The organism is Moraxella sp. ZY200743 (assembly GCF_050885545.1).
GTDB classification, from domain to species: domain Bacteria; phylum Pseudomonadota; class Gammaproteobacteria; order Pseudomonadales; family Moraxellaceae; genus Moraxella; species Moraxella haemolytica.
The window spans coordinates 1,096,710-1,122,420 of sequence record NZ_CP091313.1 but is presented as its reverse complement, the minus strand read 5'-3'; the positions used below and the strand labels follow the sequence as shown (position 1 = coordinate 1,122,420).

General features: G+C 42.0%; 20 protein-coding genes. 10 read left to right on the top strand and 10 right to left on the bottom strand.

The genetic code is table 11. The features are described 5' to 3' along the window. Positions 1 to 16: 16 nt before the first annotated feature. From secD to accC, 6 genes are all read left to right on the top strand, one after another. Positions 17 to 1,894, top strand: coding sequence for a protein translocase subunit SecD (gene secD, locus L3D27_RS05460; RefSeq protein ID WP_432481840.1), 1,878 nt, complete (start codon positions 17 to 19; stop codon positions 1,892 to 1,894). Positions 1,895 to 1,903: 9 nt separating this feature from the next. Next, the gene (gene secF / locus L3D27_RS05455; RefSeq protein WP_432481879.1) at positions 1,904 to 3,040 is read left to right on the top strand and encodes a protein translocase subunit SecF; all 1,137 of its coding nucleotides are present in this window, start codon (positions 1,904 to 1,906) and stop codon (positions 3,038 to 3,040) included. Between the two features lie 85 nt (positions 3,041 to 3,125). After that, entirely contained in the window at positions 3,126 to 4,025 is a 900-nt protein-coding gene (locus L3D27_RS05450) for a DMT family transporter (protein WP_284674504.1), read from the top strand. A 34-nt stretch (positions 4,026 to 4,059) separates the two neighbouring features. Beyond that, positions 4,060 to 4,674 (top strand): TIGR00730 family Rossman fold protein, encoded by a 615-nt coding sequence (locus L3D27_RS05445; protein WP_373627255.1) that lies wholly within the window; start codon positions 4,060 to 4,062, stop codon positions 4,672 to 4,674. A 267-nt stretch (positions 4,675 to 4,941) separates the two neighbouring features. Further along, complete coding sequence (gene accB / locus L3D27_RS05440; RefSeq protein WP_373627257.1) at positions 4,942 to 5,364, top strand: acetyl-CoA carboxylase biotin carboxyl carrier protein; 423 nt, start codon at positions 4,942 to 4,944, stop codon at positions 5,362 to 5,364. Positions 5,365 to 5,371: 7 nt separating this feature from the next. Further along, entirely contained in the window at positions 5,372 to 6,724 is a 1,353-nt protein-coding gene (gene accC / locus L3D27_RS05435) for an acetyl-CoA carboxylase biotin carboxylase subunit (protein WP_373627259.1), read from the top strand. A gap of 63 nt (positions 6,725 to 6,787) precedes the next feature. On the opposite strand, the gene L3D27_RS05430 is transcribed toward accC, so the two are convergent. The 6 genes from L3D27_RS05430 to lysS all read right to left on the bottom strand — a co-directional run bounded on the left by L3D27_RS05430 (position 6,788) and on the right by lysS (position 15,870). Beyond that, a complete protein-coding gene (locus L3D27_RS05430) occupies positions 6,788 to 6,988 on the bottom strand; it encodes a hypothetical protein (RefSeq protein ID WP_432481839.1) in 201 nt (66 codons plus the stop codon). Between the two features lies 1 nt (position 6,989). Continuing rightward, a complete protein-coding gene (locus L3D27_RS05425) occupies positions 6,990 to 8,666 on the bottom strand; it encodes a hypothetical protein (protein WP_432481838.1) in 1,677 nt (558 codons plus the stop codon). A 41-nt stretch (positions 8,667 to 8,707) separates the two neighbouring features. Continuing rightward, complete coding sequence (locus L3D27_RS05420) at positions 8,708 to 11,074, bottom strand: hypothetical protein (RefSeq protein ID WP_432481837.1); 2,367 nt, start codon at positions 11,072 to 11,074, stop codon at positions 8,708 to 8,710. Between the two features lie 177 nt (positions 11,075 to 11,251). Further along, positions 11,252 to 12,124: a LysR family transcriptional regulator gene (locus tag L3D27_RS05415; RefSeq protein ID WP_373627264.1), complete on the bottom strand. Its 873-nt coding sequence runs from the start codon at positions 12,122 to 12,124 to the stop codon at positions 11,252 to 11,254. Positions 12,125 to 12,192: 68 nt separating this feature from the next. Further along, a complete protein-coding gene (gene dnaX / locus L3D27_RS05410; RefSeq protein ID WP_432481836.1) occupies positions 12,193 to 14,202 on the bottom strand; it encodes a DNA polymerase III subunit gamma/tau in 2,010 nt (669 codons plus the stop codon). Positions 14,203 to 14,343: 141 nt separating this feature from the next. Next, positions 14,344 to 15,870: a lysine--tRNA ligase gene (gene lysS / locus L3D27_RS05405; protein WP_432481835.1), complete on the bottom strand. Its 1,527-nt coding sequence runs from the start codon at positions 15,868 to 15,870 to the stop codon at positions 14,344 to 14,346. Positions 15,871 to 16,070: 200 nt separating this feature from the next. Here lysS and L3D27_RS05400 point away from each other — a divergent pair, with 200 nt between their 5' ends. Next, positions 16,071 to 16,193, top strand: coding sequence for a hypothetical protein (locus tag L3D27_RS05400; protein ID WP_373627269.1), 123 nt, complete (start codon positions 16,071 to 16,073; stop codon positions 16,191 to 16,193). A 20-nt stretch (positions 16,194 to 16,213) separates the two neighbouring features. On the opposite strand, the gene prfA is transcribed toward L3D27_RS05400, so the two are convergent. From prfA to hrpA, 4 genes are all read right to left on the bottom strand, one after another. Next, positions 16,214 to 17,290: a peptide chain release factor 1 gene (prfA, locus tag L3D27_RS05395; RefSeq protein WP_432481834.1), complete on the bottom strand. Its 1,077-nt coding sequence runs from the start codon at positions 17,288 to 17,290 to the stop codon at positions 16,214 to 16,216. A gap of 69 nt (positions 17,291 to 17,359) precedes the next feature. Next, on the bottom strand, positions 17,360 to 18,472 hold the full coding sequence (gene trmA, locus L3D27_RS05390) for a tRNA (uridine(54)-C5)-methyltransferase TrmA (protein WP_432481833.1): 1,113 nt from the start codon (positions 18,470 to 18,472) through the stop codon (positions 17,360 to 17,362). A 234-nt stretch (positions 18,473 to 18,706) separates the two neighbouring features. Next, the gene (locus L3D27_RS05385) at positions 18,707 to 19,852 is read right to left on the bottom strand and encodes a beta-ketoacyl-ACP synthase III (RefSeq protein ID WP_432481832.1); all 1,146 of its coding nucleotides are present in this window, start codon (positions 19,850 to 19,852) and stop codon (positions 18,707 to 18,709) included. 153 nt (positions 19,853 to 20,005) lie between these two features. Continuing rightward, positions 20,006 to 24,172, bottom strand: a complete 4,167-nt coding sequence (gene hrpA / locus L3D27_RS05380) for an ATP-dependent RNA helicase HrpA (protein WP_432481831.1) — start codon at positions 24,170 to 24,172, stop codon at positions 20,006 to 20,008. Between the two features lie 305 nt (positions 24,173 to 24,477). Between hrpA and L3D27_RS05375 the strand changes: the two genes are divergently transcribed. The 3 genes from L3D27_RS05375 to L3D27_RS05365 are packed head-to-tail and all read left to right on the top strand — an operon-like array spanning position 24,478 to position 25,681. Continuing rightward, on the top strand, positions 24,478 to 25,221 hold the full coding sequence (locus tag L3D27_RS05375; protein ID WP_432481830.1) for a hypothetical protein: 744 nt from the start codon (positions 24,478 to 24,480) through the stop codon (positions 25,219 to 25,221). A 17-nt stretch (positions 25,222 to 25,238) separates the two neighbouring features. Next, positions 25,239 to 25,415 (top strand): hypothetical protein, encoded by a 177-nt coding sequence (locus tag L3D27_RS05370; protein WP_432481829.1) that lies wholly within the window; start codon positions 25,239 to 25,241, stop codon positions 25,413 to 25,415. Further along, on the top strand, positions 25,412 to 25,681 hold the full coding sequence (locus L3D27_RS05365; RefSeq protein ID WP_284674488.1) for a lipoprotein: 270 nt from the start codon (positions 25,412 to 25,414) through the stop codon (positions 25,679 to 25,681). The genes L3D27_RS05370 and L3D27_RS05365 overlap by 4 nt, the downstream gene beginning before the upstream one ends. Positions 25,682 to 25,711: the final 30 nt, after the last annotated feature.

The following is a 25,711-nucleotide window of genomic DNA, read 5'->3' as shown; positions in this document are numbered from 1 at the left end:
ACCATAAGAAATACTTATGCATTACCCTGTTTGGAAATACATACTCATCGCTGTGGTATTAGCTGTTTCTGGTTTGTACGCCCTGCCCAATCTTTACCCAGACGAACCTGCGGTACAGGTTACAGGTGCTTCTGCCGGTGTGGAGCTGACCGAAGATGTACTGACACAATCACAAGGACTGCTAGACCAAGCCAATCTTAGCCATCATGGTGGTAGTTTTGTTAATAACAGTGCCCTACTTCGCTTAAAAACAGCCGAAGACCAACTAAAAGCACAAGAAGTGCTACGCCGTGAGCTTGGTGAAAACTATGTCGTGGCACTAAACCTTGCCCAAACCACTCCAGAGTGGTTACGCAATATCGGTTCTAAGCCAATGAAACTTGGATTAGACTTGCGTGGTGGTGTGCGTTTTGTGCTTGAAGTGGATATGGATAAAGCCCTAGAGCAACGCCTAGCTACTGCCAGTCAAGATGTGCGTCGTGCCTTGCGAGCCGACAAAGTTGCCATTAAAAGCCTAAGAACTACTGACGATGGTTTAGTGTTGATTTTTAATGGGAGTGAAACTCGTGACCGTGCTCAAAGCATTTTACAAGCTAGCATGGCAGATGAATTCTCCTTGCGTCCATTGGCAGATGCTGAAGGTGCAGCATTGCAGATGTCTTATACTGAGGCACGCCTTCAAGAGATTAACGACTATGCTGTTGGTCAAAACTTGACCACCTTGCGTAACCGCATCAATGAGCTGGGTGTGGCAGAAGCATTGGTACAGTCTCAAGGAGAAAACCGCATCGTTGTTGAATTGCCAGGTGTTCAAGATACCGCCGAGGCGAAGCGTGTGCTTGGTCGTACAGCCAATCTTGAGTTCCGTCTGGTTAGTGATGAATCAGATAACTATGCAGGTGGAATCGCACCTGCAGGTACAGAGGCTTATCCGTTTGGTGATTTAAATGGTCCACCAGTACTCCTTAATCGCCAAGCGATTGTTACGGGTGAAAAAGTACAAGATGCTCAGCCAGGTCTAGATGACCATGGTCGTCCGCAAGTGTCTATCAGACTAGATACAGCGGGCGGTAAAATGATGCAGAACGCCACTCGTACAAGTGTTGGCAAACAAATGGCTGTATTGTTCATTGAGAACAAACAACGCATTGGCTATGAGACCGACCCACAAACAGGCGAAACCAAAGAAGTTCGTACGCCATATGCCGAGATGCGCGTCATCAACCGTGCAACCATCAATGATGTGCTTAGCTCTTCATTCGTCATTACAGGTATTGATTCTCATGCTGAAGCTGGCGAGCTTGCCCTACTGCTTCGTTCAGGTGCATTGGCAGCACCGATGTACTTTGTTGAAGAGCGTACCATCGGCCCTTCTTTAGGTCAAGATAATATTGATAAAGGTCTGACAGCGTCGATGATTGGTTATCTGCTGGTGTTCTTATGGATGATTATCTTCTATCGTGCGTGTGGTGTGATTGCTAATATTGCATTGGCGTTAAACATCATGATGTTGATTGCTTTGATGTCAATTCTGGGTTCATCATTAACCTTGCCAGGCATCGCAGGCGTGGTCTTGACGATGGGTATGGCAGTCGATGCTAATGTGCTAATTTTTGAGCGTATTCGAGAAGAACTGGCTGCAGGTGCAAAACCAAAATCAGCGATTGTAGCAGGCTTTGATCGTGCATTTAATTCAATTTTTGATGGGCAAATCACCACTTTGTTAGTGGCGTTCATCTTGTTTGCGGTTGGTACAGGTCCAATCAAAGGTTTTGCAATCACGCTTGCTATCGGTATTATTACTTCATTATTTACCGCCATTACCGTAACTCGTGCAATCATGCAACTGTGGTACGGCAATCGCAAAAACTTAACAAAAATTAGCATCGGTTAGGAGTCTATGATGAGTAATGAAAATAATCCAATCGAGCAGTCATCAGTTGCCGAACCTGTGCGTCGCCGTCGTGGCCCACGCCGTGATGGTAAAGGTAGTAATGCAAGAGCTAATGAGCAAGCACTGGCTGGGCAAGACATCATTACTGTTGATGAGGCTGCCGAAAAAGCAGGTGGTGTTAAGCTGATTGGTAATCGTCGCATCATTCCCTTTATGAAAATCGAGATACCGATGATTATCATCTCGGCTTTGTTGGTGATTGTTAGCATTGTTGCCATCACAGTTAAAGGGTTAAATTTAGGGCTTGATTTTACAGGCGGTGTGTCGGCGGATGTTAAGTATGAACAATCTGTTGAGCAAGCACAAGTCATCTCTGCACTTTCAGAAAAAGGGTTTGATGATGCCGTAGTGCAATATCTTGGAACTCGCAACGAACTGCTCGTGCGTCTGCCACCCCAAGATACTAAGGATCCAGAAGGGTTAAGCCAAGCACTAAATCAAGCCTTAGACTTGCCATCAAATGCCGCTACCGTAGACAATATCAGCATCATCGGTAGCCAAGTGGGCAATGAGATTTATCTAGACTCTATCTTAGCACTTGGGCTGGCACTTGTCTTGATGATGATTTATGTATCCGTGCGATTCCAGTTTAAGCTAGCTTTGGGTGCGGTGCTTGCCCTATTTCATGATGTGATTGTGGTGTGTGGTTTGTTCGCCCTTTTTGGCTGGCCGTTTGACTTAACAGTATTAGCTTCTGTACTTGCCTTGATTGGTTATTCGGTGAACGATACGATTGTTGTTTATGACCGTATGCGTGAGAATTTCCGTCGTGTGCGTGGACTGACACCATATCAAGTGGTTGATTTGTCATTGACAGAGACGCTAAGGCGTACCATCATGACTTCAGGCACAATCTTTGTGGTAGTACTCTCCCTATTATTCTTGGGTGGCGAAAGCTTATTTTGGTTCGCCTTGGCTCAATTTATTGGGACGATTGCAGGTACTTACTCATCGGTATATGTTGCAAGTTCAATTCCGCTTCGCATGGGTTTATCTCGTGAAGACTTTATTGTTCAGGTTAAGCCTGAATTTGAAGAAGAGGTGGTTGTATTTGCTGACCCCGACATTCAAAACGCTAAAGACTGATGGACAACAACAATCCCCAAACTGTTTTGGGGATTGTTGTTTTTGATATAATAAAACCCAACCACCAAACATAAGATTGGCTAACATGACATTCATTCAAGATTTTTTTGGCAAATTATCCTTAAAAACACAAGGGTATTTACTGGTGTTTTTTACAATGTGTATTTGGGGAGGGTTTAGTCTGTTTGCCCGAGTGAATGTCCATTGGCAGGTATCAGTATGGGATGTGATTGCCATGCGGTTTGCCTTTGCTGGCGTGATTTTATTGCCAGTGGTATGGGGCATGAAGCGATGGGATTTTTTGTTTACTTGGCGTGCCTTTGTGCTTGCCATGCTAGGGGGTGTGGGTTATAGTAGTTTGGTTTATACGGCATTTACTCTAGCACCTGTCGTACACGGAGCGGTTTTTTTAAATGGCATGATACCTGTTGCTACCACTTTGCTGTTGGCAATATTTTTTGGGGTGAAGCCTGATGTAAATACCAAAATCGCTCTCGCCATCATCATTGCCACATTATTTATGATGAGTGCGATGATACTATCAGGGGCATATCATTTTAATGTGGGCGATGTGATTTTTATTACTTGTGCTTTTTGTTGGTCGGGTTTTGGTATTTTATTAAAAGAATGGCAATTCACACCATGGCAAACTATGTGTAGTACGGTGTTTTGGTCGGCAGTGGTATATCTGCCAATTTATGGGTTATTTATTGGTTTTTCATCTCCTAATGCTAGCCTAACTCATTTGGTAATCCAAGGGGTCTTTCATAGCGTATTGGTGATGATTGTTGCTACCTTAACCTATGCGATGGCGGTAGCAAGGCTTGGAGCATTCTCGGCAGGCGGTCTGTCATCGCTTGCTCCGTTCATTTCCGCCCTACTTGCTGTACCACTGCTCAATGAGGCACTAAACCCTGTGATGGTGCTTGGACTCATTGGTATGGGGCTTGGTACAGTACAGCCGTGGCAGTGGCTAAAGCGTTGATTGATTGTTTATTTTTGACTGATTAGGAGAGATTATGAATAGCTTAAAGAGCATTGCGGTATATTGTGGTTCTAACTTTGGTAATACGCCTAAGTATTATGAAGCCGCCAAACTGATGGGTAAAACACTTGCCGATAACGACATTCAGTTGGTTTATGGTGGTGGCAATGTTGGGTTGATGGGTACGATTGCTGATAGCGTGCTAGAAAGTGGTGGTATGGCGACAGGTGTTATCCCTACCTTTTTAAAACAAAAAGAAGTCGCTCATCTGGGTCTGACCACACTGATTGAGACAGCAGATATGGCGACTCGCAAATGCAAGATGATTGAGCTTGCTGATGGATTTATTGCGATGGCTGGTGGCATTGGTACGCTAGAAGAGCTGTATGAAGTACTGTCTTTGCTACAATTAAAACAGCACGCCAAGCCAGTTGGCATACTAAATACAAATGGATTTTTTGACCCACTGTTAAATACTTTGCAAAAATGTGCTGATGAAGGGTTCATGCCACAACAGAGCATGGCACTGCTTTGTGTCTCTGATGACCCAATTGAACTACTCAATAAGATGGCAAAGTTTAAATTTTATGATTCACCAAAATGGGTGCAACCAAGCTGGCTAGATAAAAAGGCCATACCAACTTGGTAGTGGGCTGTCAAAAACACGATTTTGGATAAAAGTCATCAGGTTTTTAGATGAATTGGCAAAAAATATACAAAAAACACTTGCAATAAAATAAAACGAATGTACACTATATCCATCTGCTTTATGCGTGTGTTTTGTCTGATTATTGGCAATTTATTCAAAATTAAATGATTTCACCTTGAGTTTTTGACTAGGTGTTTTTGAAAAAATTTGTTACAATAAACAGATATTATTTATTCTATTTTAACTGTAATTAAAAAGGTGATGGCTATGGACATCAAAAAGATTCGTGAGCTTATTGATTTAATGGAAGAAAAAGATTTGGTCAATCTTGAGTATGGTCATGATGACAATTATGTCAATTTAACGCGTAATGTAGCTGTTCAGACCATCGCCGCTAGCCCTGTGGTCGCTCCTGCCACCACAGCAGTATCTGCCACTCCAAAAGCCCCAAGCGGCAAAGTTGAGACCTCGCCAATGGTGGGTGTATTCTACTCTGCACCAAGCCCAAATGACCCACCGTTCGTTAAAGTTGGTCAAAAAGTACAAGCAGGCGATCAGCTTGGCATCATTGAAGCAATGAAAATCATGAATCCGCTAGAAGCCACCCAAAGCGGTATCATCGAAGAAATCTTGGTCAATAATGCTGATGTGGTGCAATTTGGTCAGCCTGTTATTCGCTATAAAGCGTAGGTGAGCGATGATTAAAAAATTATTGATTGCAAACCGTGGCGAGATTGCCCTGCGTATCGTGCGTGCGTGTAAGCAGCTTGGCATCTCAACTGTCGGCGTATATTCTACCGCTGATAAGGATTTGATGCACTTGCGTTTCGTTGATGAGGCGGTCTGTATTGGTAATGCTCCATCATCACAAAGCTACCTAGACATGAACGCCCTGCTCTCTGCAGCTGAGGTTACAGGTGCTGACGCCATTCATCCTGGCTATGGGTTTTTATCCGAGAACGCTGAATTTGCTGAAAAAGTTGAAGAAGCAGGCTTAACCTTTGTAGGTCCTCATGCTGACCACATCCGCCTAATGGGCAATAAAGTTTCTGCCATCAATGCCATGAAAAAAGCAGGTGTACCAACAGTACCAGGCTCTGTTGGGGCGATTACTCTACACAATGCCGAAGAACAAGCCAAAAACATCGGTTTTCCACTCATTGTCAAAGCAGCAGCTGGCGGTGGCGGTCGTGGTATGCGTGTGGTAGAAAGGTTTGAGGAACTCATCAACCAAGTGCAAGCTGCCAAAGCCGAAGCGGAAAGTGCTTTTGGTGATGACACGGTGTACATGGAGAGATTCTTAAAAAACCCACGCCATGTTGAGGTGCAGGTTTTGGGGGACGGCAATGGCAATGCCTTACATCTGTTTGATCGTGATTGCTCATTGCAACGCCGTCATCAAAAAGTTCTAGAAGAAGCCCCTGCCCCAGGCATTCCTAACGACATTAGGCAACCCATTTTAGATGCGTGTGTGCGTGCTTGCGAACAAATTAAGTATCGTGGTGCAGGCACTTTTGAATTCTTATATGAAGATGACCAGTTTTTCTTTATTGAGATGAACACTCGTGTGCAAGTAGAGCATCCTGTTACTGAGATGATTACAGGTATTGACATTGTGGTTGAGCAGTTAAAAATCGCTGCAGGTTATGGTTTGTCTTATCATCAAGATGAAATTACCATTCGTGGGCACGCCATTGAATGCCGTATCAATGCAGAAGACCCATCAACTTTCATGCCCTGCCCTGGTAAGATAGAAAATCTCTTTACCCCAAGTGGTTCAGGCGTGCGTTTTGATTCGCATTTATATCAAGGATATAATATTCCAAGTTATTATGATTCTTTGATTGGTAAGCTCATCTGCCATGCTCAGACACGAAGTCAAGCCATCGCTAAGACATTGCACGCATTAGATGAGCTAATCATTGAAGGCATCAAGACAAATGTGCCTTTACATCGTGATGTGATTTTGCAAGATGAAGCATTCGTCAATGAAGCACAAAATATCCATTATCTAGAAAATCATCTACTTGCTCCAAAACAAACCAAGTGATTCAAAGTTTCTAGAATATTAAACAAAGAACCATAAAAAAAGGAGTGAATATCCACCCTTTTTTTATGGTTCTTTGTTTGTTGTTTTGGATTTATTCTCTATAGCTTGCACCCTTAATGACAACATTACCTTAGTACAAGCAAATCGCCACAGACGGCAACGGCGTTTGATAGCAAGCTGTTTTTGACTTGTGGCATGACGCAAGCGATGGGTTTGCAATTTAGCAGGACGCACCTTGCGTCTGACTCTAAGTCGTTTTGTCATATTACGGCGTTGCATTTTCTGTATCATCTGTTTGTGTTGGAGTCTCAATCCAGCCATTATGCATGATGGGTAGATAAGGGTTGTTGCTTGCAAAGTTTTCAACAAATTCATTGGCATAGGCAAGCACATCAATGCTATTGGCAGTGTTTGGGGTGCGTGCATGATTTGGCAGGCGGTCAAAGTTGTATTTAACCCCTGACTCTATGAGCGTCAATGTGTCAATAAAGATGGGCTTATCACTCATCGGAGCTTTAGTGAGCTGTTGAATTTGATTAACCAGTCCAAACTGTTTGCGGTTGTGTATCCAACTGATTTTGCCATTGTCAATACCATAGTGCCACACCGGTGGCTCTTTGGTGTAGTCATCTTGATTGGGTAGCTTGACATGATAGTAATGATTGATTTGAGATTTTAAGATATTGACAATCAATGTGACAAATTTTTGGCTATTAATTTTTTTTGTTTGAATCTCTTGCGATGACTCTTGTGCCTGCTGAGTTTGCGTACTGATATTAACATGGCTCTCACCATCAATGATTTCATATTCATGATAACCTGCATGATTGTCAAGCTGTGGGTATTTGGCGATCAGCTCATTATATAAAGTATCAGCAAAAACATAGCGACTGTACGCCAACCCTTTGTTATCAGGAGCATTTTGAATGATGGTTTTGCTGTTTTTGATGAGATTTTTGGTATGATCATCTAAATTTTTAGTAAAATTCGGTAAATCAAGCACAGTTTGGGCGTTCACTTGTCTCATCTGCGTCGCATCAAGTGCCAAATAACTTTCTTTGGTTGCCTTTAAATAAGATTTAATAAAATCTTGAGTAAAGGTCTTGGGGAGACTACCATCATTTAACGGAATGGCAAGCCACTTATCTTTCCACTGATCACCAAGCTGTTTATCTAATGCTAGGCTTTGAATTAAGGCGATATTATCCGCCCATAGATAAACCACACCGTTCTTTATGTCAATATAAATTGGCTGACTAACGGCAAGGGTAAGATTTTTGGCGTCATAACGAGCTTCTGGAATGGCGGTGATGACCCCAGATAAGGGCTGATAGTTGCCTGTAATGGTAATCTTGGTAGGCTTGATTAGGTACTCATTAAGCAGTTGGGATTTTTTAATGGCTAAAGGGTCTGGTTCGCTAGCAATAACCACCCCAGTCAGCATTTCTTGCTGACCCATGGCGTGTTCTTGTATTTCTGCGATGAATTTTTGTTCAAGTTCTGATGTTTCAAGTGATTGATTTTGTTTATAAAAATTTTCAAAATCAAAACGCTGATAGTGATTGACGCTCATGTTGTCATTAAGACAAGACAAATAGGCTTCTTTGATGACATTACCATCATTTGCGATGCGTAACTCATCATCTTTGGCAGATTTTAGTAACGCAATATAGGCGGTATCATGTTGCCGCTGACAAATTTCAATGGCATCTGCCTTTCCCATATCATCATGCGGTAGTGATACGCTAATTGTGGTTTGGTAGCCAAACGATGATCGTAGCTGTGATTGCACCGCATCAGATAGGATTTGTTTGGGATTATTCATGCTTTGGGTGCTATGCGTCTTTTGTTGGGTCGTCGTAGCACAGCCTGTCAATGCCATGCTAAGCATCAGAACCAACGAGCCTAGTTTTGCTGATTGAAATGAGTGGTTGTTTTTCATGACTTATCCTTGATGTTTTATAATATTAACCATGCTATTTTTTATTTGTCAAATTGATCCATCGCTTCTTGAGACATCTCTTCTACAACGCCATAATCACCATCTTGAGTGTATTCATATGATTGGCGTGCTTGTTTGGCCTGTTTTTGTAATTTAGCGTCTTCAATCGTATCAATAAGCCACTTTGTGCCATCAAACTCTTTGTTGGTATTAAAACTATTGACAAGTTTATCATTTAGCGGATGTGCAAATGGCTTGCTAGAAAATCGTGTCTGATGAATGGATTTTGTGCGTACATTTTCCAAAGACTCATTGAGCGACTCAATAACCTGCGTACCAACAATCTTACCTTGATGGTCTAGATAAAAATAATTCGTTTGAGTCAAATTCATTGACAAGACGCTCTCGATGAGCTGCATTAAGTTGCCCAAATCTTGGCTATGATAGCCATCATTGATGAGTGCCAAATCATCAATCGCCTGCTTAATTTTAGCTGATTTACCATCAGTGTAGTCGGCAGTATTGGCATCTACATGGGCTTTTAGGGCTTTACTGATATGCTTAATGACAACACCTGTAGCATTGCCCAAATCATGCAGATCAAAATGCACCTTAATGGCAGAAGTTGCCCCTATTTTTTTGGCAAATTTGTCATTTGAGATATCAACAGCCGTGAAGTTTTCATCATCTAACTCTTTGATGGTATCAAGTATGCCTTGATTGATGGCATCAAAAATGACAGGCATGGGTAACTGCTTATGTAAATCATTGGGCAGTGCAAAAGTCATCTCCCGCTCTGGTAACTCGCTAAGCGATGGCATATGCTTTGATGCCCTAGTAGCAATGATTGGCAGTATGGCAGACACATCAGCTTTTAGTTTAGATTGATTAAAATCAAGCTGTATGGGCAACTGAATGGAGTATTCCATCGTTGGCGAATAAAAATCCATTGAGCCTACCGTTGTGATTTGGCGTGCTTGTGGTTGATGATGACTAAGTACGGTAACGACATTTCGGTCATAAACATAAAGGTTTTTTGCTGATATTTGCCCGTCAGTCTGTTTATTATTATCCAAAAACATACTCAAAAACCCTGCAAGCATGGGCGGAAGGTTACCTAACGCATAATTTTTGGATGACAGGACAGGTTGGTCTGCCAAGCCTTCTTGTTTCATGCGTTTGTAATCATCAAACGCCGTCTTGATTTGAGTGAGTGGACTGCGTTCTGTATTGGATTCTGGATGATGGTATTGCTCGGCACTATGTCTAATGGCGTCATGCAGTGTTGTCATCTGTGATGGCTGATACTCATCATATCTGTCATGCAAGGCAACATCTAGACAGTTAATGTTGTCAATGTATGCCTGTGCGAATGCTTCTGCGTCATTATGATGACCCTTTCCTGAATTCAGTAACGACTGTATGGTGCGGTATTTATTCAGATGGCATTGTTTTTCTTGCACCAAAAAATCCAAATCGTCTTTTGTTATTGATTGCATGATATAAAAGCTGGGCGATAGATTGGCATTTAATGTAATCACTTCACTACAATCATGATAATTTTTATAGACCAAATCATAATAATCATATTGCTCATCAGCATAGGATTGAATTTGACGGTTTGGCGATAAAGCCTGTCTAATGGTGGTGTTGTACATCATTGCACAGCTTTTGGCATATGCCAAGTCTTCAGCAATATAGCCACCTTTGCCATACAACGGCTGACTTTGGGTGTCAAAATCTTTGATGGCGACATCCAACTGTTCGAGCAGTTGTTTTACTTCGGCTTTATTGGTGGTAATCGTAGGGTCTTTTTCAATCAAGTCATCAAGCGACAAGGAGATATCAGCAACATCTTCTTGTAGCTGATAAGCCAAGCTCTGCACAAAAGCACCTTGCTCAATAAGTGCACGACTAACATCATCAGCGTCATGACTTTGGGTGGTAATGCCTTCAGGAATTCTCCCCAATACCTCATCATCATAACGCAAACCACCCAATACTTCCTCTGTCAAGTAGTCATCATACGAGCGATATGCAGGCTGGTATTTATTTTGATTTTGGTATGTGTAGGTCTTTAGAATGCTAGCTATTAGTGTATCAGCACCATGATTGACACTGTCTTTACCAACCATAGGCATGGCTCTAGAATGAATGGTAGATAAGGCGAAACGCTCTGATTGTAGGTGGTTTTTTAGGGCATTGGTTAGCTTATTTTTACTGATGGTGGCAGGCGATTGCTCATCGCTGAATAACTCTGAAGCATTTCCATGCATCTGACCGTATGCCCAATTGGTCTTAGCTAAGCTACTAGGCTGAGTGCTAGGCGTGCTTTGGCAAGCACTTAACATCAATGCACCAATCAAGACAACACCTAGCTTCAAGGTGGGCTTGGTTGATTTTTTCATGATTATTTCCTTATTTTATAAACTAATGAATTTTATTATACTAAAAAGCTCTCTTGGTATCAGAGATATTTTATATCTTTGTGAAAAATAGCCCCATCATCACAAAATCACCACAAAACCAATCGCCTATTTGCCTTAAAAATAGGATAACCACATCAATCCAATGATTTTACTAAATTATTTACCAAAATAATCCAACAAAACCTCAAGGCACTTTTTGGCTTTGGCGGGCAACTGTTCTTTGGAGATGGATACTGCACTTAAAGTTAGTGATGGTAGTGAGTATTCAGTCAACACAGGAACAAGTCTACCAGATAGAATAAATGGCTTGGCATCAAGCTCGCTTGCCTTGACAATGCCATAGCCTGATGCGGCAAGTTCTAGAGCAACGGTTTGGTCGTTGCTGATGAGGCGTGATGATACTTTGATGCTAAATTTATCATGAGCTTTTTGAAACTCTAGGTTATCATAGAGTCTTTCATCATTGGTAATAAAAGCGTGTGTGGATAGGTCTTTTGGTACACTGATGGCTGAATGCTTGTCTAGATAACTTGGCGAAGCAAGTAGTAGCTGTTTTAGTTTGGTCAAGCTAACACCTTGAGGACTTTCTTCTAGCAATAACGCAAAATCAATGCGGTCTTCTATCATATCAAGATTATTGCCACGACAAATGATATTGAGTGCTAGATTTTCATGTGTTTTTAACCATGAGTTTAGTGCGGGAATGAGGTAATTGCTGGCGATGACAGGCGAGGTAGCAATACGCAAATTGCCTGAGATTTCATCTTTTAATTGTAGGACATTTTCTTTGCCCTGCTCGGCAGCTTTCATCATCTGCAAGGCGGCATGATACAGGCTTTCACCTGCCTCACTTAGACTCAGCTTGCGAGTAGAGCGATGCATGAGCGTTACGCCCAAGTCCGTCTCAAGCGTACGAATCTGCTGACTGACCGCACTGGTGGTAATGCCCAATTCCTTGGCAGCACTGCTAAATGACCCATGACGAGCCACGCTAGCAAAAATCGCCATACTACGCAAATTATCTAACATAAACACCTTTTTGTTATTGATATTGGTTGAAACAAGACGCCCTTTTTGTTGCTAAATCTCTACATCTGTTATTTAGTAGAATGATCCAAAGTGAGCTTGGTGCTTACGATGATGGGGTTTTTGTCATTTTGGATGAAGCCAAGTTGCCACAGTTGCTGCACAACAGGACTTTGGATAATTTGGTTTTGAGCATCAATGAGTACATCTGCTACACGCTCTTGTTGTAAAACATATGGCGTGCTGTGTTTGTCATTATCCGTCAACGAAGGCAGTTCATCGCTAAGTTGCATATCTGGAAAATGACGAGCGATTTTCTCTTTAGCAGAAGCAAAGCTGGTATCAACTTGTGCGTTATTACTTTGTACATATAATGTACTGACATTGTCAATACTCCCCATCATTCGGCTATGATGTAATAACGCCAACTCATCATTATCAAAAATGCCCTCTTGGCGTGCTAAAAATAACCAATAGTCCCACTTTTGTGCATCCCATTCACCCGTCAGCTCAGCTTTTGGTGCGTGTAATTTTTGAATCAAGCTGGCTTTATTGGTCAGCTCTATTGGCTCATTTGTATGATTGGCTAGTACATCAGATGGTAAGCTATCTTGATGGGCGTGCTTGGTATCCGCAGTACTTTGCAAGTCTGTATCCAAGATTGAGTCATCATTGGTTAAAATATCATCTGTTAGACTTTGAACCCCTTGAATCTCTTTAGGTTGCAAATCTAGTTCTTGGCAAGCCATCTCATCATTATCATTTGATGGGCGATGACTCATCTGTGGCTCTATGCTTACCTTTTGTGTATGCGTTACATCAACACCATCAGACAGCTCTTCGGTGGCGTGGCTGTCTATGGCATGGTTGTTGATATTATCATTCGTATTGCCATCTGTATGGTTATCGGCTTGTTCGGCTACATCAGCGGTTGTATCAGCCACATTGATTTCGTTGGTGGTGGTTTGATTGGAAAAGGTTTGATGGGTGTGTAGCGGACGAAACGCCAGAAGTCTTAAAATCCCCATTTCAAGTGCCTGCATTGGCGTGCTAGCAAGGCGGACTGATTCACGAGTTTTGATGGCAATCTCATAATACAGTTGCAGAGTATCGGCAGAGATTTTTTGGGATAGGTTTAAAAATGCTTGTCTTTGCTCTTGATTTTTATCCATCTGTAATGGCAAAAATTGTATCAAGGCAAGCTCATGCAGTCCATCAATGATGGCATCAAGTACTGCCACTGCATCAACCATCTGCTCACGCAAACGAGTGATATGCTGTGCAACCTGTTGGCGTCTGTCGGTATAAATATCGTCAATCAGCGATATCACATCAAGCCCATCAACAAGCCCTAGCATTTGTGCGACTGTATCAGCATTGAGACGACCGCCACCAAAGGCAATGGCTTGGTCAGTTAAGGATAATGCATCACGCACCGAGCCTTTAGCGGAGCTAGCCAGTTGCCAAACGGCATTCTCATCAAAGTCAATGCGTTCAGTATTTAAGATGCCACTTAGATGCTCATGTAGCAATGCTTGAGACATCGGACGCAACACAAATTGTAGGCAGCGGGATACGATGGTGATGGGTAGTTTTTGGGGGTCGGTCGTTGCTAGGATAAACTTAACATGTTCAGGTGGCTCTTCTAATGTCTTTAATAGTGCATTAAAAGAGTGCGTTGAAAGCATATGCACTTCATCAATCAGATAGACCTTATAGCGTCCTTGAGTGGGTGCGTAAGGCACATTTTCAAGCAGGTCTCTGGTGTCTTCAACTTTGGTTCGGCTAGCGGCATCAATTTCTATTAGGTCAATAAATCGTCCATTATCCACACTCACACAAGTATCACACACCCCGCAAGGCTGACTTGTGATACCTGTTTCGCAATTGAGACATTTTGCCAAAATCCTAGCGATGGTTGTCTTACCCACCCCACGAGTGCCTGTAAACAGATAAGCATGATGCAACCGACCTGTATCAATGGCATTGGTTAGGGCATGCGTGATGTGCGTCTGCCCTATCATTTGAGCAAAGTTTTTTGGACGGTATTTTCTTGCTAAGACTTGATATTGCTCGCTCATACGATTCTCGTGTGCAGATGACACCACAACTAAAAGACGCCAAGTGATGCATAGCTAGTATAACAGCTAATATTTAGGCTGTCTTGTAGCATATGCCTTATTTAGATAAAATGTAAACCGATTCCAAAGTAAGTCAATCGATCAGCTCTCTTGTTTATGTCTCATGTGCGGAAACAAAATGACATCACGAATACTCGGAGCGTTGGCAAAAATCATCACAAGGCGGTCAATACCAATGCCTTCACCGGCTGTTGGCGGTAAGCCATATTCTAAGGCTTCAATGAAATCGGCGTCATAGTGCATTGCTTCATCATCGCCTGCATCTTTTTCGGCGACTTGGGCACGAAAGCGTTCGGCTTGATCAATAGGGTCGTTTAACTCTGAAAAACCATTTGCCAATTCTCGTCCGCCAATAAAAAACTCAAAACGGTCAGTAATGTGTGGATCATCATCATTACGGCGAGCCAATGGCGAAGTTTCTGCTGGGTATTCGGTAATGAAAGTCGGCTGTCTTAGCTGTGTTTCTACCGTTTCTTCAAAGACGATTGTTTGAAGTTTACCCAGTCCAAAAGAGGGCTTAACCTCTTCTTTTAGCGTATTTTTTACAAAATCTGCCAAGAACTCACGGTCGTTGATATTTTCCAATGATAAGTTTGGGTTGTATTTTAAAATCGCCTCACTCATTGGGATTTTGGCAAATGGGGCTTTAAAGCTAAATACTTCATCGCCATAAGGAACATCGGTCGTACCTAGAATATCAGTTGCCAATTTTTCTAGCATATTTTCAGTCAATGCCATCAAATCTTTATAATCAGCATAGGCTTCATAAAATTCAATCATCGTAAATTCAGGGTTGTGGCGAGTGGATACGCCTTCATTTCTAAAATTACGATTAATCTCAAATACTCGCTCAAATCCACCAACAACCAAGCGTTTTAAATACAGCTCTGGAGCGATGCGTAGATATAAATCCATATCCAAAGCATTATGATGGGTAATAAACGGCTTGGCAGATGCACCACCAGGAATAATGTGCATCATTGGCGTTTCTACTTCCATATAGCGTTCTTTGGTTAGATAATCACGAATGCCCGCCACGACTTTTGAACGAATTTCAAAAGTTTTGCGTGTCTCTTCATTGACCATGAGATCCAAATATCTTTGGCGATATTTGACTTCGGTGTCATTAAGTCCGTGAAATTTATCAGGCAAAGGGCGTAAAGATTTGGTCAGTAGCTCAAACTGCTCCAAATGAATGTACAAATCACCTTTACCAGAACGACCAATATAGCCACTCCCTGCAACAATATCGCCCAAATCAAGTGATTTGATTAAATCTAGCGTTTCGCCATCCAATCCTTTTCTATCCACATACAGCTGAATGCGTCCTGTCATGTCTTGAATGACAATGAACGACCCACGATTCAGCATGACTCGCCCTGCGACTTTGGCATAGACCTTTTCGCCATCTTCAATGGCTTGTTTATCTACGCCTTCAAATTGAGTCTGTAAATCCTGAGCATAGTCTTTACGCTTAAAGGTATTTGGATAAGCGGTTTTACCAACTTCCTTAGCTTTATTTTCTAGTACTTGTAATTTGGCGAGTCGCCCTGCAATTAAATCATTTTCGCTGATTGGTTGTTCAGGGGTTTGAGATTGGTTTGACATAATTAAAACCTTTATAAAAGTACCTATTATTTGATGATAAAATCATAAGGATATATTAAGATTTTTCATCAGTGGTTAAATAAAATAAGATTAAAAATTTGTGTTTTTACAGCACGCAAAAGTTTATCACAGTTTTTTTAAACATTGGTTGTTTTGCTATTATCTATTACTATAAAAGCAAACACCTTAGCAAGTACATTATGCAACTTAGAGTACCGCTTACCATTTATCATGGTTTGGATACGGTATCTGTTACCTACTTTGATTGGTTTTGGGATTTTTCTGACAGTCATGTTTGGGATAGTTTTTGCATCAACGACTAAGAATCATCACCCCAAATAAACTACCCTGATACACTCGCCATCAAATCTGCTTGATGTTCTCTTAGCAAGCTATCAAGCAATTCACCCAAATCCCCTTCCATGATGGCATCTAGCTTGTAGAGGGTGAGATTAATGCGATGATCCGTGATTCGCCCTTGTGGGAAGTTATAAGTACGAATGCGTTCACTTCTATCGCCAGAGCCGACTAGGTTTCGTCTCATGTCGCTAGTTTGGTCAATTTGAGCCTGAACTTTGGCTTGTTGGATTTTCGCAATGAGCATTTTCATCGCTTTGTCTTTATTGGCATGCTGTGAGCGTTCTTGTTGGCATTCTGCCACCACACCTGTAGGAATGTGAGTAATACGCACCGCAGAGTCTGTGGTATTGACATGCTGACCACCTGCACCACTTGAACGATAAGTATCAATGCGTAAATCGGCAGGATTGATCTCAACCATATCATCAATCTCTACCTCAGGCATTACCGCTACGGTACACGCTGAAGTATGTACTCGCCCTTGAGATTCGGTCTCTGGAACTCGCTGAACACGATGTGCCCCAGACTCAAACTTAAGCCGTCCATACACGCCTGCACCCGACACACGACTGATGATTTCTTTATAACCACCGTGTTCACCTTCATTGGCGGATAACACTTCCACTTGCCAGCCTTGTGATTGAGCGTATTTTTGATACATACGAAATAAATCGCCCGAAAATATGGCCGCCTCGTCCCCACCTGTGCCTGCACGAATCTCCAAAAATGCCGTTGCCTTGTCATTGGGGTCTTTGGGCAACATTGATACATTTAAAGTTTCGGTAAGCTCATCAATTTTAGCTCTGGCGGTGGTAATTTCCTCTTGGGCAAGCTCTTTCATATCAGGGTCAGCAAGCATTTCTTGAGCGGTCTGGAGATCGCTTTCACACTGGATAAAAGATTGCCAAAGTGCCACAAGCTCGGACAGGTCGCTATGCTCCACCGATAAAGCACGAAACTTCTTGTTATCAGAAATGGTATCAGGGTCGGATAAAAGTGCCGTAACCTCTTCAAATCTATCCGACATTTGATCTAGGCGTTGGCGTAGGGATTCTTTCATATTTTTATCAATGATTAATGTCTAAAAACTGTTTATTCTGCCATAATTTAGGGATTATTGCCAATGATTTTAGCGTCTAACCAACCAAACGCCACTTTCTATATGATGTGTATAGGGGAATTGATCAAATAAAGCAAGGCGTTTGATTTGATGGGTTTGGGTTAAAAATTGCAAATTATCAAATAAAGTATCAGGATTGCACGAGATATAAATAATGTTGTCAAACTCCGCCAAAATCTTTAAGGTATCATCATCAATCCCTGCTCTTGGCGGATCTACAAATACTGTATTAAAATCATAATCTTTAATATCAATGCCACTTTCACTCAACCGACGAAATTCTCTTTGACCTGTGCATGCCTCACTAAACTCTTCTGCTGACAATCTGGCGATAGCAATATTATCAATATTGTTATGTTTGATTGCCCATTTGGCGGCATTGACCGAAGATTTTGCCAATTCAGTGGCAAGCACTCTATTAAAGTATTTGGATAAAGGCAAAGTAAAATTACCATTGCCACAATATAATTCCAATAAGTCCTTGTTGCCGTCAATACACTCTGCCACATCACAAGCAAAGTTTAGCATATCACGACAGACATAAGCGTTAGGCTGACTAAACCCCCCTTCTATTTGACGATAAAAAAAGTCAGTATCATTTTCCTTGATTTTAACCGTCATTTTTTCGGTAACAAATTCATCAGACAATACAATCTTTTGTCCACGACTTCTACCGATGAGTTTAATGTTTAATTCATCTGCCAGCGTATTTGCCAATGCCTGCCAATTTTCATCTAATTTTTTATGATAAATTAAAGTAACAAGCATTTCACCGCTTAAGGTATTTAAGAAATGAACCTCAAACAAGCGTTGGCTAAGAGATTGATTTTGCTTTAATTTTTCTAATAACACAGGCATGAGTGCGTTAATATCAGCACTTGCAATGGCAAAATCATTGATACGCACGACAGTTTTTGTGCCATTTTCTTGTCTATCAAACATGGCATAAAACAGGTCATCTTCATCATGCCAAATACGAAATTCTGCCCGAAAGCGAAAATGACTGATAGGCGATGGATAAACCTGCAAAACAGGTGGATTAAAAGTGCTAAACTGCTGTTCAATACGCTGAATTTTGGCAGATAGCTGGGCTTGATAGTCGTCTTGTTGGTGTTTTGTCATTGCTATATGGCTTGTTTTTGAATAACTAAGCATTATAACAGATGATAGCTGATATGCCAAAACATTCTGGTTTAAGTCGTGGGTATCCTTTGTATACTGATTACACCCCTAAAAATGGGCAGTATGATGGGGTGTGAAGACACTGACGAATAACACACCCCAACAGCTGTATAGCGATTGGGGTGTGTTATTCGTAGTGAGCTGTTTTAGACAAGCTATCTTAAAAGTGGTGGGTTAGATTTTTTTAACAATGACCGAACCGATGGAATAGCCTGCCCCAAACGAGCAAATGACACCCAAATCACCAGAACTTACACCATCTTGATGTTCATGAAAGGCAATCATTGGGCTTGCTGAACTGGTGTTGCCATATTCGGTGATGGCAATTGGTGCAATGTTTTTGTCAGCATCTTTACCCATCACAGTGCGTAAAATCAAATCAATCATGTTAATATTGGCTTGATGTAGCCATAGGCGTTTGACCTGCTCACTTGCAATCTGGTTTTCCGCCAAATGCGTACTGATGATTTCAGAGACCTTTGGGCAGACTTCACGGAACACTTTGCGTCCTTCTTGCAAAAACAACTTGTCCGTTACAGGCTCTTTAATATCGTGATGCATCTCTTCCCCAGATGCCAAGTACTCACTTCTATCCATAAAGCCATATTCATTCTTGATGTTGGTAGAGAACTGCGTAAACAGCTTGCAATCTAGGATCTCATAGCCTTTTGGTGTATCACTTTGTTCAATGATGGTCGCTGCTGCGATATCGCCAAAAATAAAGTGGCTATCACGATTACGCCAGTTAAGGTGAGCGGAAGTAATCTCAACATTGACCACTGCCACACGCTTAGCCAAGCCTGCTTTAATCATGCCAGTAGCTTGGGCAATGCCAAAGGTCGCTGCACTGCACGCCACATTGGTATCAAAAGCAAAACCTCCAGTCATACCAACAGCATTTTGGATTTCAATGGCGATGGCAGGATAGACACGCTGAAAATTTGAACAAGCACAGATAATACCGTCCAAATCCTCTGCTTTAAGCCCTGCATTATCTAAAGCCTGATTTAACGCATCCACCCCCATCTCTGCCATGATAGACAGCTCCTCACCCAACTTTCTAGCAGGGAAAATTGGCGCCATGATGTTTGGGTCTAAGATGCCTTTTTTGTCAATGACATAGCGGGATTTGATGCCAGAAGCCTTTTCAATGAACTCGGCAGATGAATGCTGTAAAGCGGTCTTGTCGCCTGCTTCAATGGCGGTGGCATTATCACGGTTGTAGTTATCTACATAGGCGTTAAATGCTGACACCAACTCTTCATTGGTGATTTTATCTTTTGGTTTATGTAGTCCTGTGGCGGTTAGATAAATTGCCATAGATTATCCTTATTTACACGATTTGTTAATCAGTCGTACTTATGACTTATGATGATTAGTTTACCATAAAAAATGTAACCAGTTGTAAAATTTTATCACAACTTTTCAAAAATTAGTGAACATTTTTTCACCCATGATGTATTTTTTGCCCTGCTACTTTGTATTTAGACTGACCCATAGTTTTTCTAGGCGTTTTTCTGAAATGGCAAACTTAGTTTTCATGGGTTGGGCAAATAGATTGATGCGATACTCTTCTACCGCCCAACGATAGTCGCTCACTTTGGGGTCGTGTACTCGATTGGCAAGGCGTTCCATGTGTACATCAAGCAGATACACCCCATCAAGGTCGGCATCTAGGTTGTGTACCAATCTATCTAGGCGAATATTAAGTGCTTGTAAGTAGCGGGGGTATTCTCGCCAATGATCCACATCGGTACGATAGATAAAATCAGACAAACTCAAATCATCTAGCTGATCCTCGATATCTTCAATACTCTCACCAAAAATCTCACGATCAAGCATGAGTAGCTTGCCTCGAGCACTCTGCCAACTGATGTAGATGTCTTTTAAGGTCTTTAAAGTGGACTGCCCTGTTAATAAAAACTCTGTTAGTAATTTGTCTTTAGTTAAATCAAATTCTGTCTTGTTAAAAGGCAAATGTTCTGACAGCCACGCAGTCTCATCATCAATGAGTGCGTCAATATGCTCACGGACACTTTGGCTATCATCCATAAAGGCAGGAGCATGGTCATGAAGGCATGCTTGCAAGGTTGCATCAACGACCAAAGTTTTTAGCTTCTCAAGGTCGCCAAGCGGTGCAAATGACAGCTTAAATGCTTTATCAATCTGTCCTGTGAGTTGTTTTTGTTTGGCACCTAGTTTGGCTTTAATAAGCGATAGCACGCCTGCTTGATGCGTATTGAGTGCTGACTTTAACTCAGTAAACTGGGCGATGGATACCGCCACGCCTGTTTTATCGGCTTTTAGTGCTGAAAATTCTTGCATGACCACGCCAGCACTGTGCTTATTTCTCACAAAATTAAAATGCTCAGGAAAATCATGATGCAACCCTTCTTCCACCATCACTTCTTGGCGAATGGTTGTGGTATGGCGTGCTTTTAATCGTGCCAAATCTCGGCTTTTTTCAATGACATGGTTTTTGTCATCAACCACACAGATGAGCGGTCGTAGGTAATTATCCACTTTACTAGGATCAAAGTCGGCAGGCACAACACGCACGCCCAGTCTTAGCAGGTTTTGACAAATCTGGTCAAGAAGTCCTGTTCTGCCATCAGCGTTTAACTGGTCAAAAATCTTATCCGTAGTATCAGGAATGGGAACGATTTGACGGCGTAGCTCTTTGGGTAAGGTCTTTAACAGCTGTAGTACCAACTCATATCGCCACCCTGCAATCCCCCAAAGCAGTGCAACTGAATCAATCTGGGATAGTGCCTTAATGGGTACTCGCACCGTTACGCCATCATCATCGGAGCTTGGGTCAAATACATAAGACAATGGTAGCTTGATTGTGCCCATTTGCCATGTTTCTGGAAAATCCTGATTGGTATCAATGCTTTGAGTGAGAACATCGTCATCACCAAAGAATAGATAGTTTGGGTCGTCATTGGCTTTTTCATGATAAAATTCTTCAAAAGCCTTGCGACTGGCGATGTGTTTTGGGATTTTTTCATCATAAAATTGATAAAGCCTTTCTTCATCAACCAATAAATCTCGACGACGCAACTTATCCTCAATGCGTTCAACATCTTTGATTTTAGCGGTATTGTGGCTAAGAAATTTGGCATTAAAACCGTAATTATCCCCCACAAGTGCATCACGAATGAAAATCTCTCGTGCATGCTCGATATCTACAGGCTCATAATTGGTCAGCTCTTTGGCAACAATAACAAGCCCGAAAAGACTGATTTGCATATAAGCACGCACTCGCCCTACTTTTTTTGACCAGTGCGGCTCAAAATAATGATATTTTAACAAACCGTCTGCCACCACCACGATCCATTCAGGTTCAATCTTGGCATTGCATCGCATATAGACCTGAGAAGTTTCCACCACCTCAAACGCCATAAGCCAGTCCACACCTTTTTTGTGCAAAGTGGAAGCTGGAAATATGCGTGCTTTTTGGCTACGAGCCATGAGATACTCTCCCATGACATCAGTTTTGTGTGCCACAAAAGACAATAAGGCGGTTAATAAAGCTCGATGAATATTGGAGTAATTTAGGGCGGTTTGGTCAGGTATGCCTTGCTTACTGATGCCTTTTAGGGCGGATAGACTGGCTTGTTTGGATTTTTTGTGCTTTTTATTTTTATCCAAAGATAGTCTAACGCCTTTTTTGGTATCAATCTTGGTTATGCTGTCGTTACCACTAGCCTTCAGCTCGGCTTGTGCCGGCTTAATTTCAAAGCCCAATTCTGCCATCATAGATGACAACTGTTCATGCGTCTTTTGCCATTCACGGATACGAGTAAAGCTAAGATAATGTTTTTTGGCAAAATTACGGCGTGCATTGGTGCTTAGTAACTGATGGTCATTGGTCTCATGCAGTCCAAACAATGCCTGATAAAGCTCTAAATAAAACAAAAAATCTGAATGTTCACGGCGGAACAAGGCGTGCTTTTGGTCGGCTTGCGATTGTTTGTTAATCGGTCTTTCACGCACATCTTGTACCGCAAGTGCAGAGACAATGATGAGCATATCCGCCAAACAATCAAAATGATTGCCAGCAATGAGCATTCTAGCAAGTCTTGGATCGATGGGCATTTTTGCCATAATTTGACCTATCTTGGTCAGCTTGGTCGGTGTGGACTTGCGTTTTTTGATGGCGGTTTTTGTGGGGATATCAGTAATTGCCCCAAGCTCAAGGAGTAGTTTTTTGCCGTCATTGACAAGGCGAAAATCAGGCGGTGTAATAAAATCAAACTCTGCCACATCACCTAGATTTAACTGAGTCATCTGCAAAATCACACTGGCCAAATTAGTACGCAAAATCTCAGGCTCAGTAAATTCTAAACGAGCATAAAAATCCTCTTCAGAATACAGACGAATACACACGCCATGACCAATACGACCGCATCGTCCTGCTCTTTGGTTGGCGGCAGCCTGACTGACGGCCTCAATGGGCAGTCTTTGAATACGAGAACGATAATTATAGCGGCTGATGCGTGCAAAACCCAAATCAATTACATAACGAATATTAGGGACAGTAAGAGCGGTCTCAGCGACATTGGTGGCGATGATGATGCGTCGCCCTTTGCCTGTGTGGTGAAAGATTCTTTGCTGTTCAGCAAAACTTTGGCGAGCAAATAGCGGTAAAATCTCGGTATGTGGCGGTGCATGAGTGGTCAAAATTTCACCAAGCTCACGAATCTGTGCTTCAGTACTGGCAAAGATTAGTATATCGGCTTGGTGAGGATGCCTTTTTTTGGCAGCATCGTCAAAACACTCAGTAACCGCTGCTGTCAAAGCTCGAGGTAGGGCATCTTCTATCTCATCAAAGGCATCGTCATCATGACTTAGAACAATCTGATCTGTCAAAGGACGATAGCGTATCTCCACAGGGTAGCTTCTGCCTTCTACACTAAATACAGGTGCAGGCTTACCCTCTTTGGCAAAGTAATTGGCAAACCGCTCAGTATCTAGCGTGGCAGAAGTGATGATGACTTTCAAATCTGGTCGTTTGGGGAGCAGGCTCTTTAAATAACCCAAAATAAAATCAATATTAAGACTGCGTTCATGTGCTTCGTCAATGATGATGGTATCGTATCGAGTCAAAAATCTGTCCGAGCCAAGTTCAGCTAGCAAGATGCCATCTGTCATTAGCTTGACAATGCTGTGTTGACCACCCTCTTCGGTAAACCGCACTTTAAAACTCACGGTCTGCCCTAAAGGCTCGCCCAACTCCTCTGCAATGCGACTTGCCACCGAGCGAGCGGCTAGACGGCGTGGTTGTGTGTGTCCGATTTGCCCTGCGATACCACGACCGGCAAGCATGGCAAGTTTTGGCAACTGCGTGGTCTTGCCTGAGCCTGTCTCCCCTGCTACGATGATGACCTGATTGTCCTTGATGGCGTTAATGAGCATATCTGCTTCTTTGGTAACAGGCAGATCATGATTTAAAAGTTCGTCCAAATTTTTGGGAATGGCGGATTGTCTTTTTAAAAAAGCAGCATGGGAACGGTTTAATATTTCGTCATATCTGGCTTGTTTGGCAGACTGATCATCGCCATGTGTGTTTTTGATTTCTTGGGCTAAACGATATAGATAATGACGGTCTTTGCTTAATATGGATGATGGATTCATAAGGTGTGATTGATGATGAACTGTTAATGAAATAGTGGCATCAAATACAGTGATGCTAAATGATGGCTATGTTTTATGGTTGCTATATTAAATAATGGTGAATATAAAGTGGCAGTTTGGCTACTTAAAATGATTATTGTAATGCACTTTTATCTTGTGTGCAAACTTGTCTGGTAAGATTGGCAGGATTGGGTACAAGATGGCGTAAAATGACCAATAAAAAATAGCATTTTTAAGACTATTTTTTAAATGTAATAAAAAATGTAGTAAAAAATTATGCTAAGATATGTAAGCAGTATTTTTTTATGATTGATATGAACATCTCCCAATCTTCAACCAGTCAAGCTCAACCCATCAGACCATTATGGGTGCTTGTCATCGTCTTGATGGTGGTGGTTGTGCATATGTTTGTGATTGTTGTTTTATCCAATAAGAATGTTATTCGGTCAATAATGGATACTAAGCCAACCATTCGTGTGCTAGAAGCTCAAATCCTGTCCAATAACCAAGCCGTACAAATCAACCAACGCCATGCGACCTCCCATCAACAAAAAACCACTCATCATCATAAGGATGGGCAATCAAGACTTAGGTCATCACCGCCCAAGATGGCAAATACTTGGCAAAATCCGCAGAAGATAGATAATAAGATTGCCACCGAGCATGATGATATACACAAAGAGATGAATCCTGCCACTTTTGATGATGCACAGCTTTTTGATGGCACTCAAGATGACACCGCCCAGCATAATCAGACAACCCACATCAATCAACCCCCAAGTGGTCAAGATGCCAAACAAGCCTCCATACAAGCAACCGCACGCATGATACAGGCATGGGAGCGATATGCTAACATTGGCGATCAACAAATCAAACTGACCATACATCTTGATGAAGCGGGTAATGTTACCCAAGTTAAGGTGGTGGGCGACGACCAAGCGTTGGCTTCTAATGCGATTGCCGCCATTTATGATGCCGCCCCGTTTAGTGAAGTTGCAGGGCTGACCAAGACAATGACGGTGATATTAGGGGCGGTTGGTATGCCTTAGCTTGTTTAGCGATAACCATGAAATATATATCAACCACAGTGATTTCATCAAAACAAAACGCACCTGCTAGGATTTTATCTATGGCTAACACCAAACCACTTATCGCACCCATGCTTTTTGGCACAGCCAAACTTAGCGTACTTTTCAGCCCATTTAGCCCATATCGCCAATCCCAATCAAAAGGCACAAGATGAAACACATGGCTATTGTTCGGATATTATTGGCAATCTTGACTGTTTTGGTATTAACAGGATGTCAGCACATTCAAGTAACCAGAAGCCCCCTTCCTGTTACCCTAAAGCCCAATGCCACTCAACAAGCCATGCTTGACAACTCCCATGTGATGGCAGGCGACCAACCATTGATGTTAAGTCCAACAAATTCACTCATCAAAAATAAGTCTGATGCTAAAAAATACACCGGCTTGACCAAGTTTTATCTATTAGAAAGCTGGTTTTGATGCAAGTGCTTTGCTTAAGTGAATTGTTGA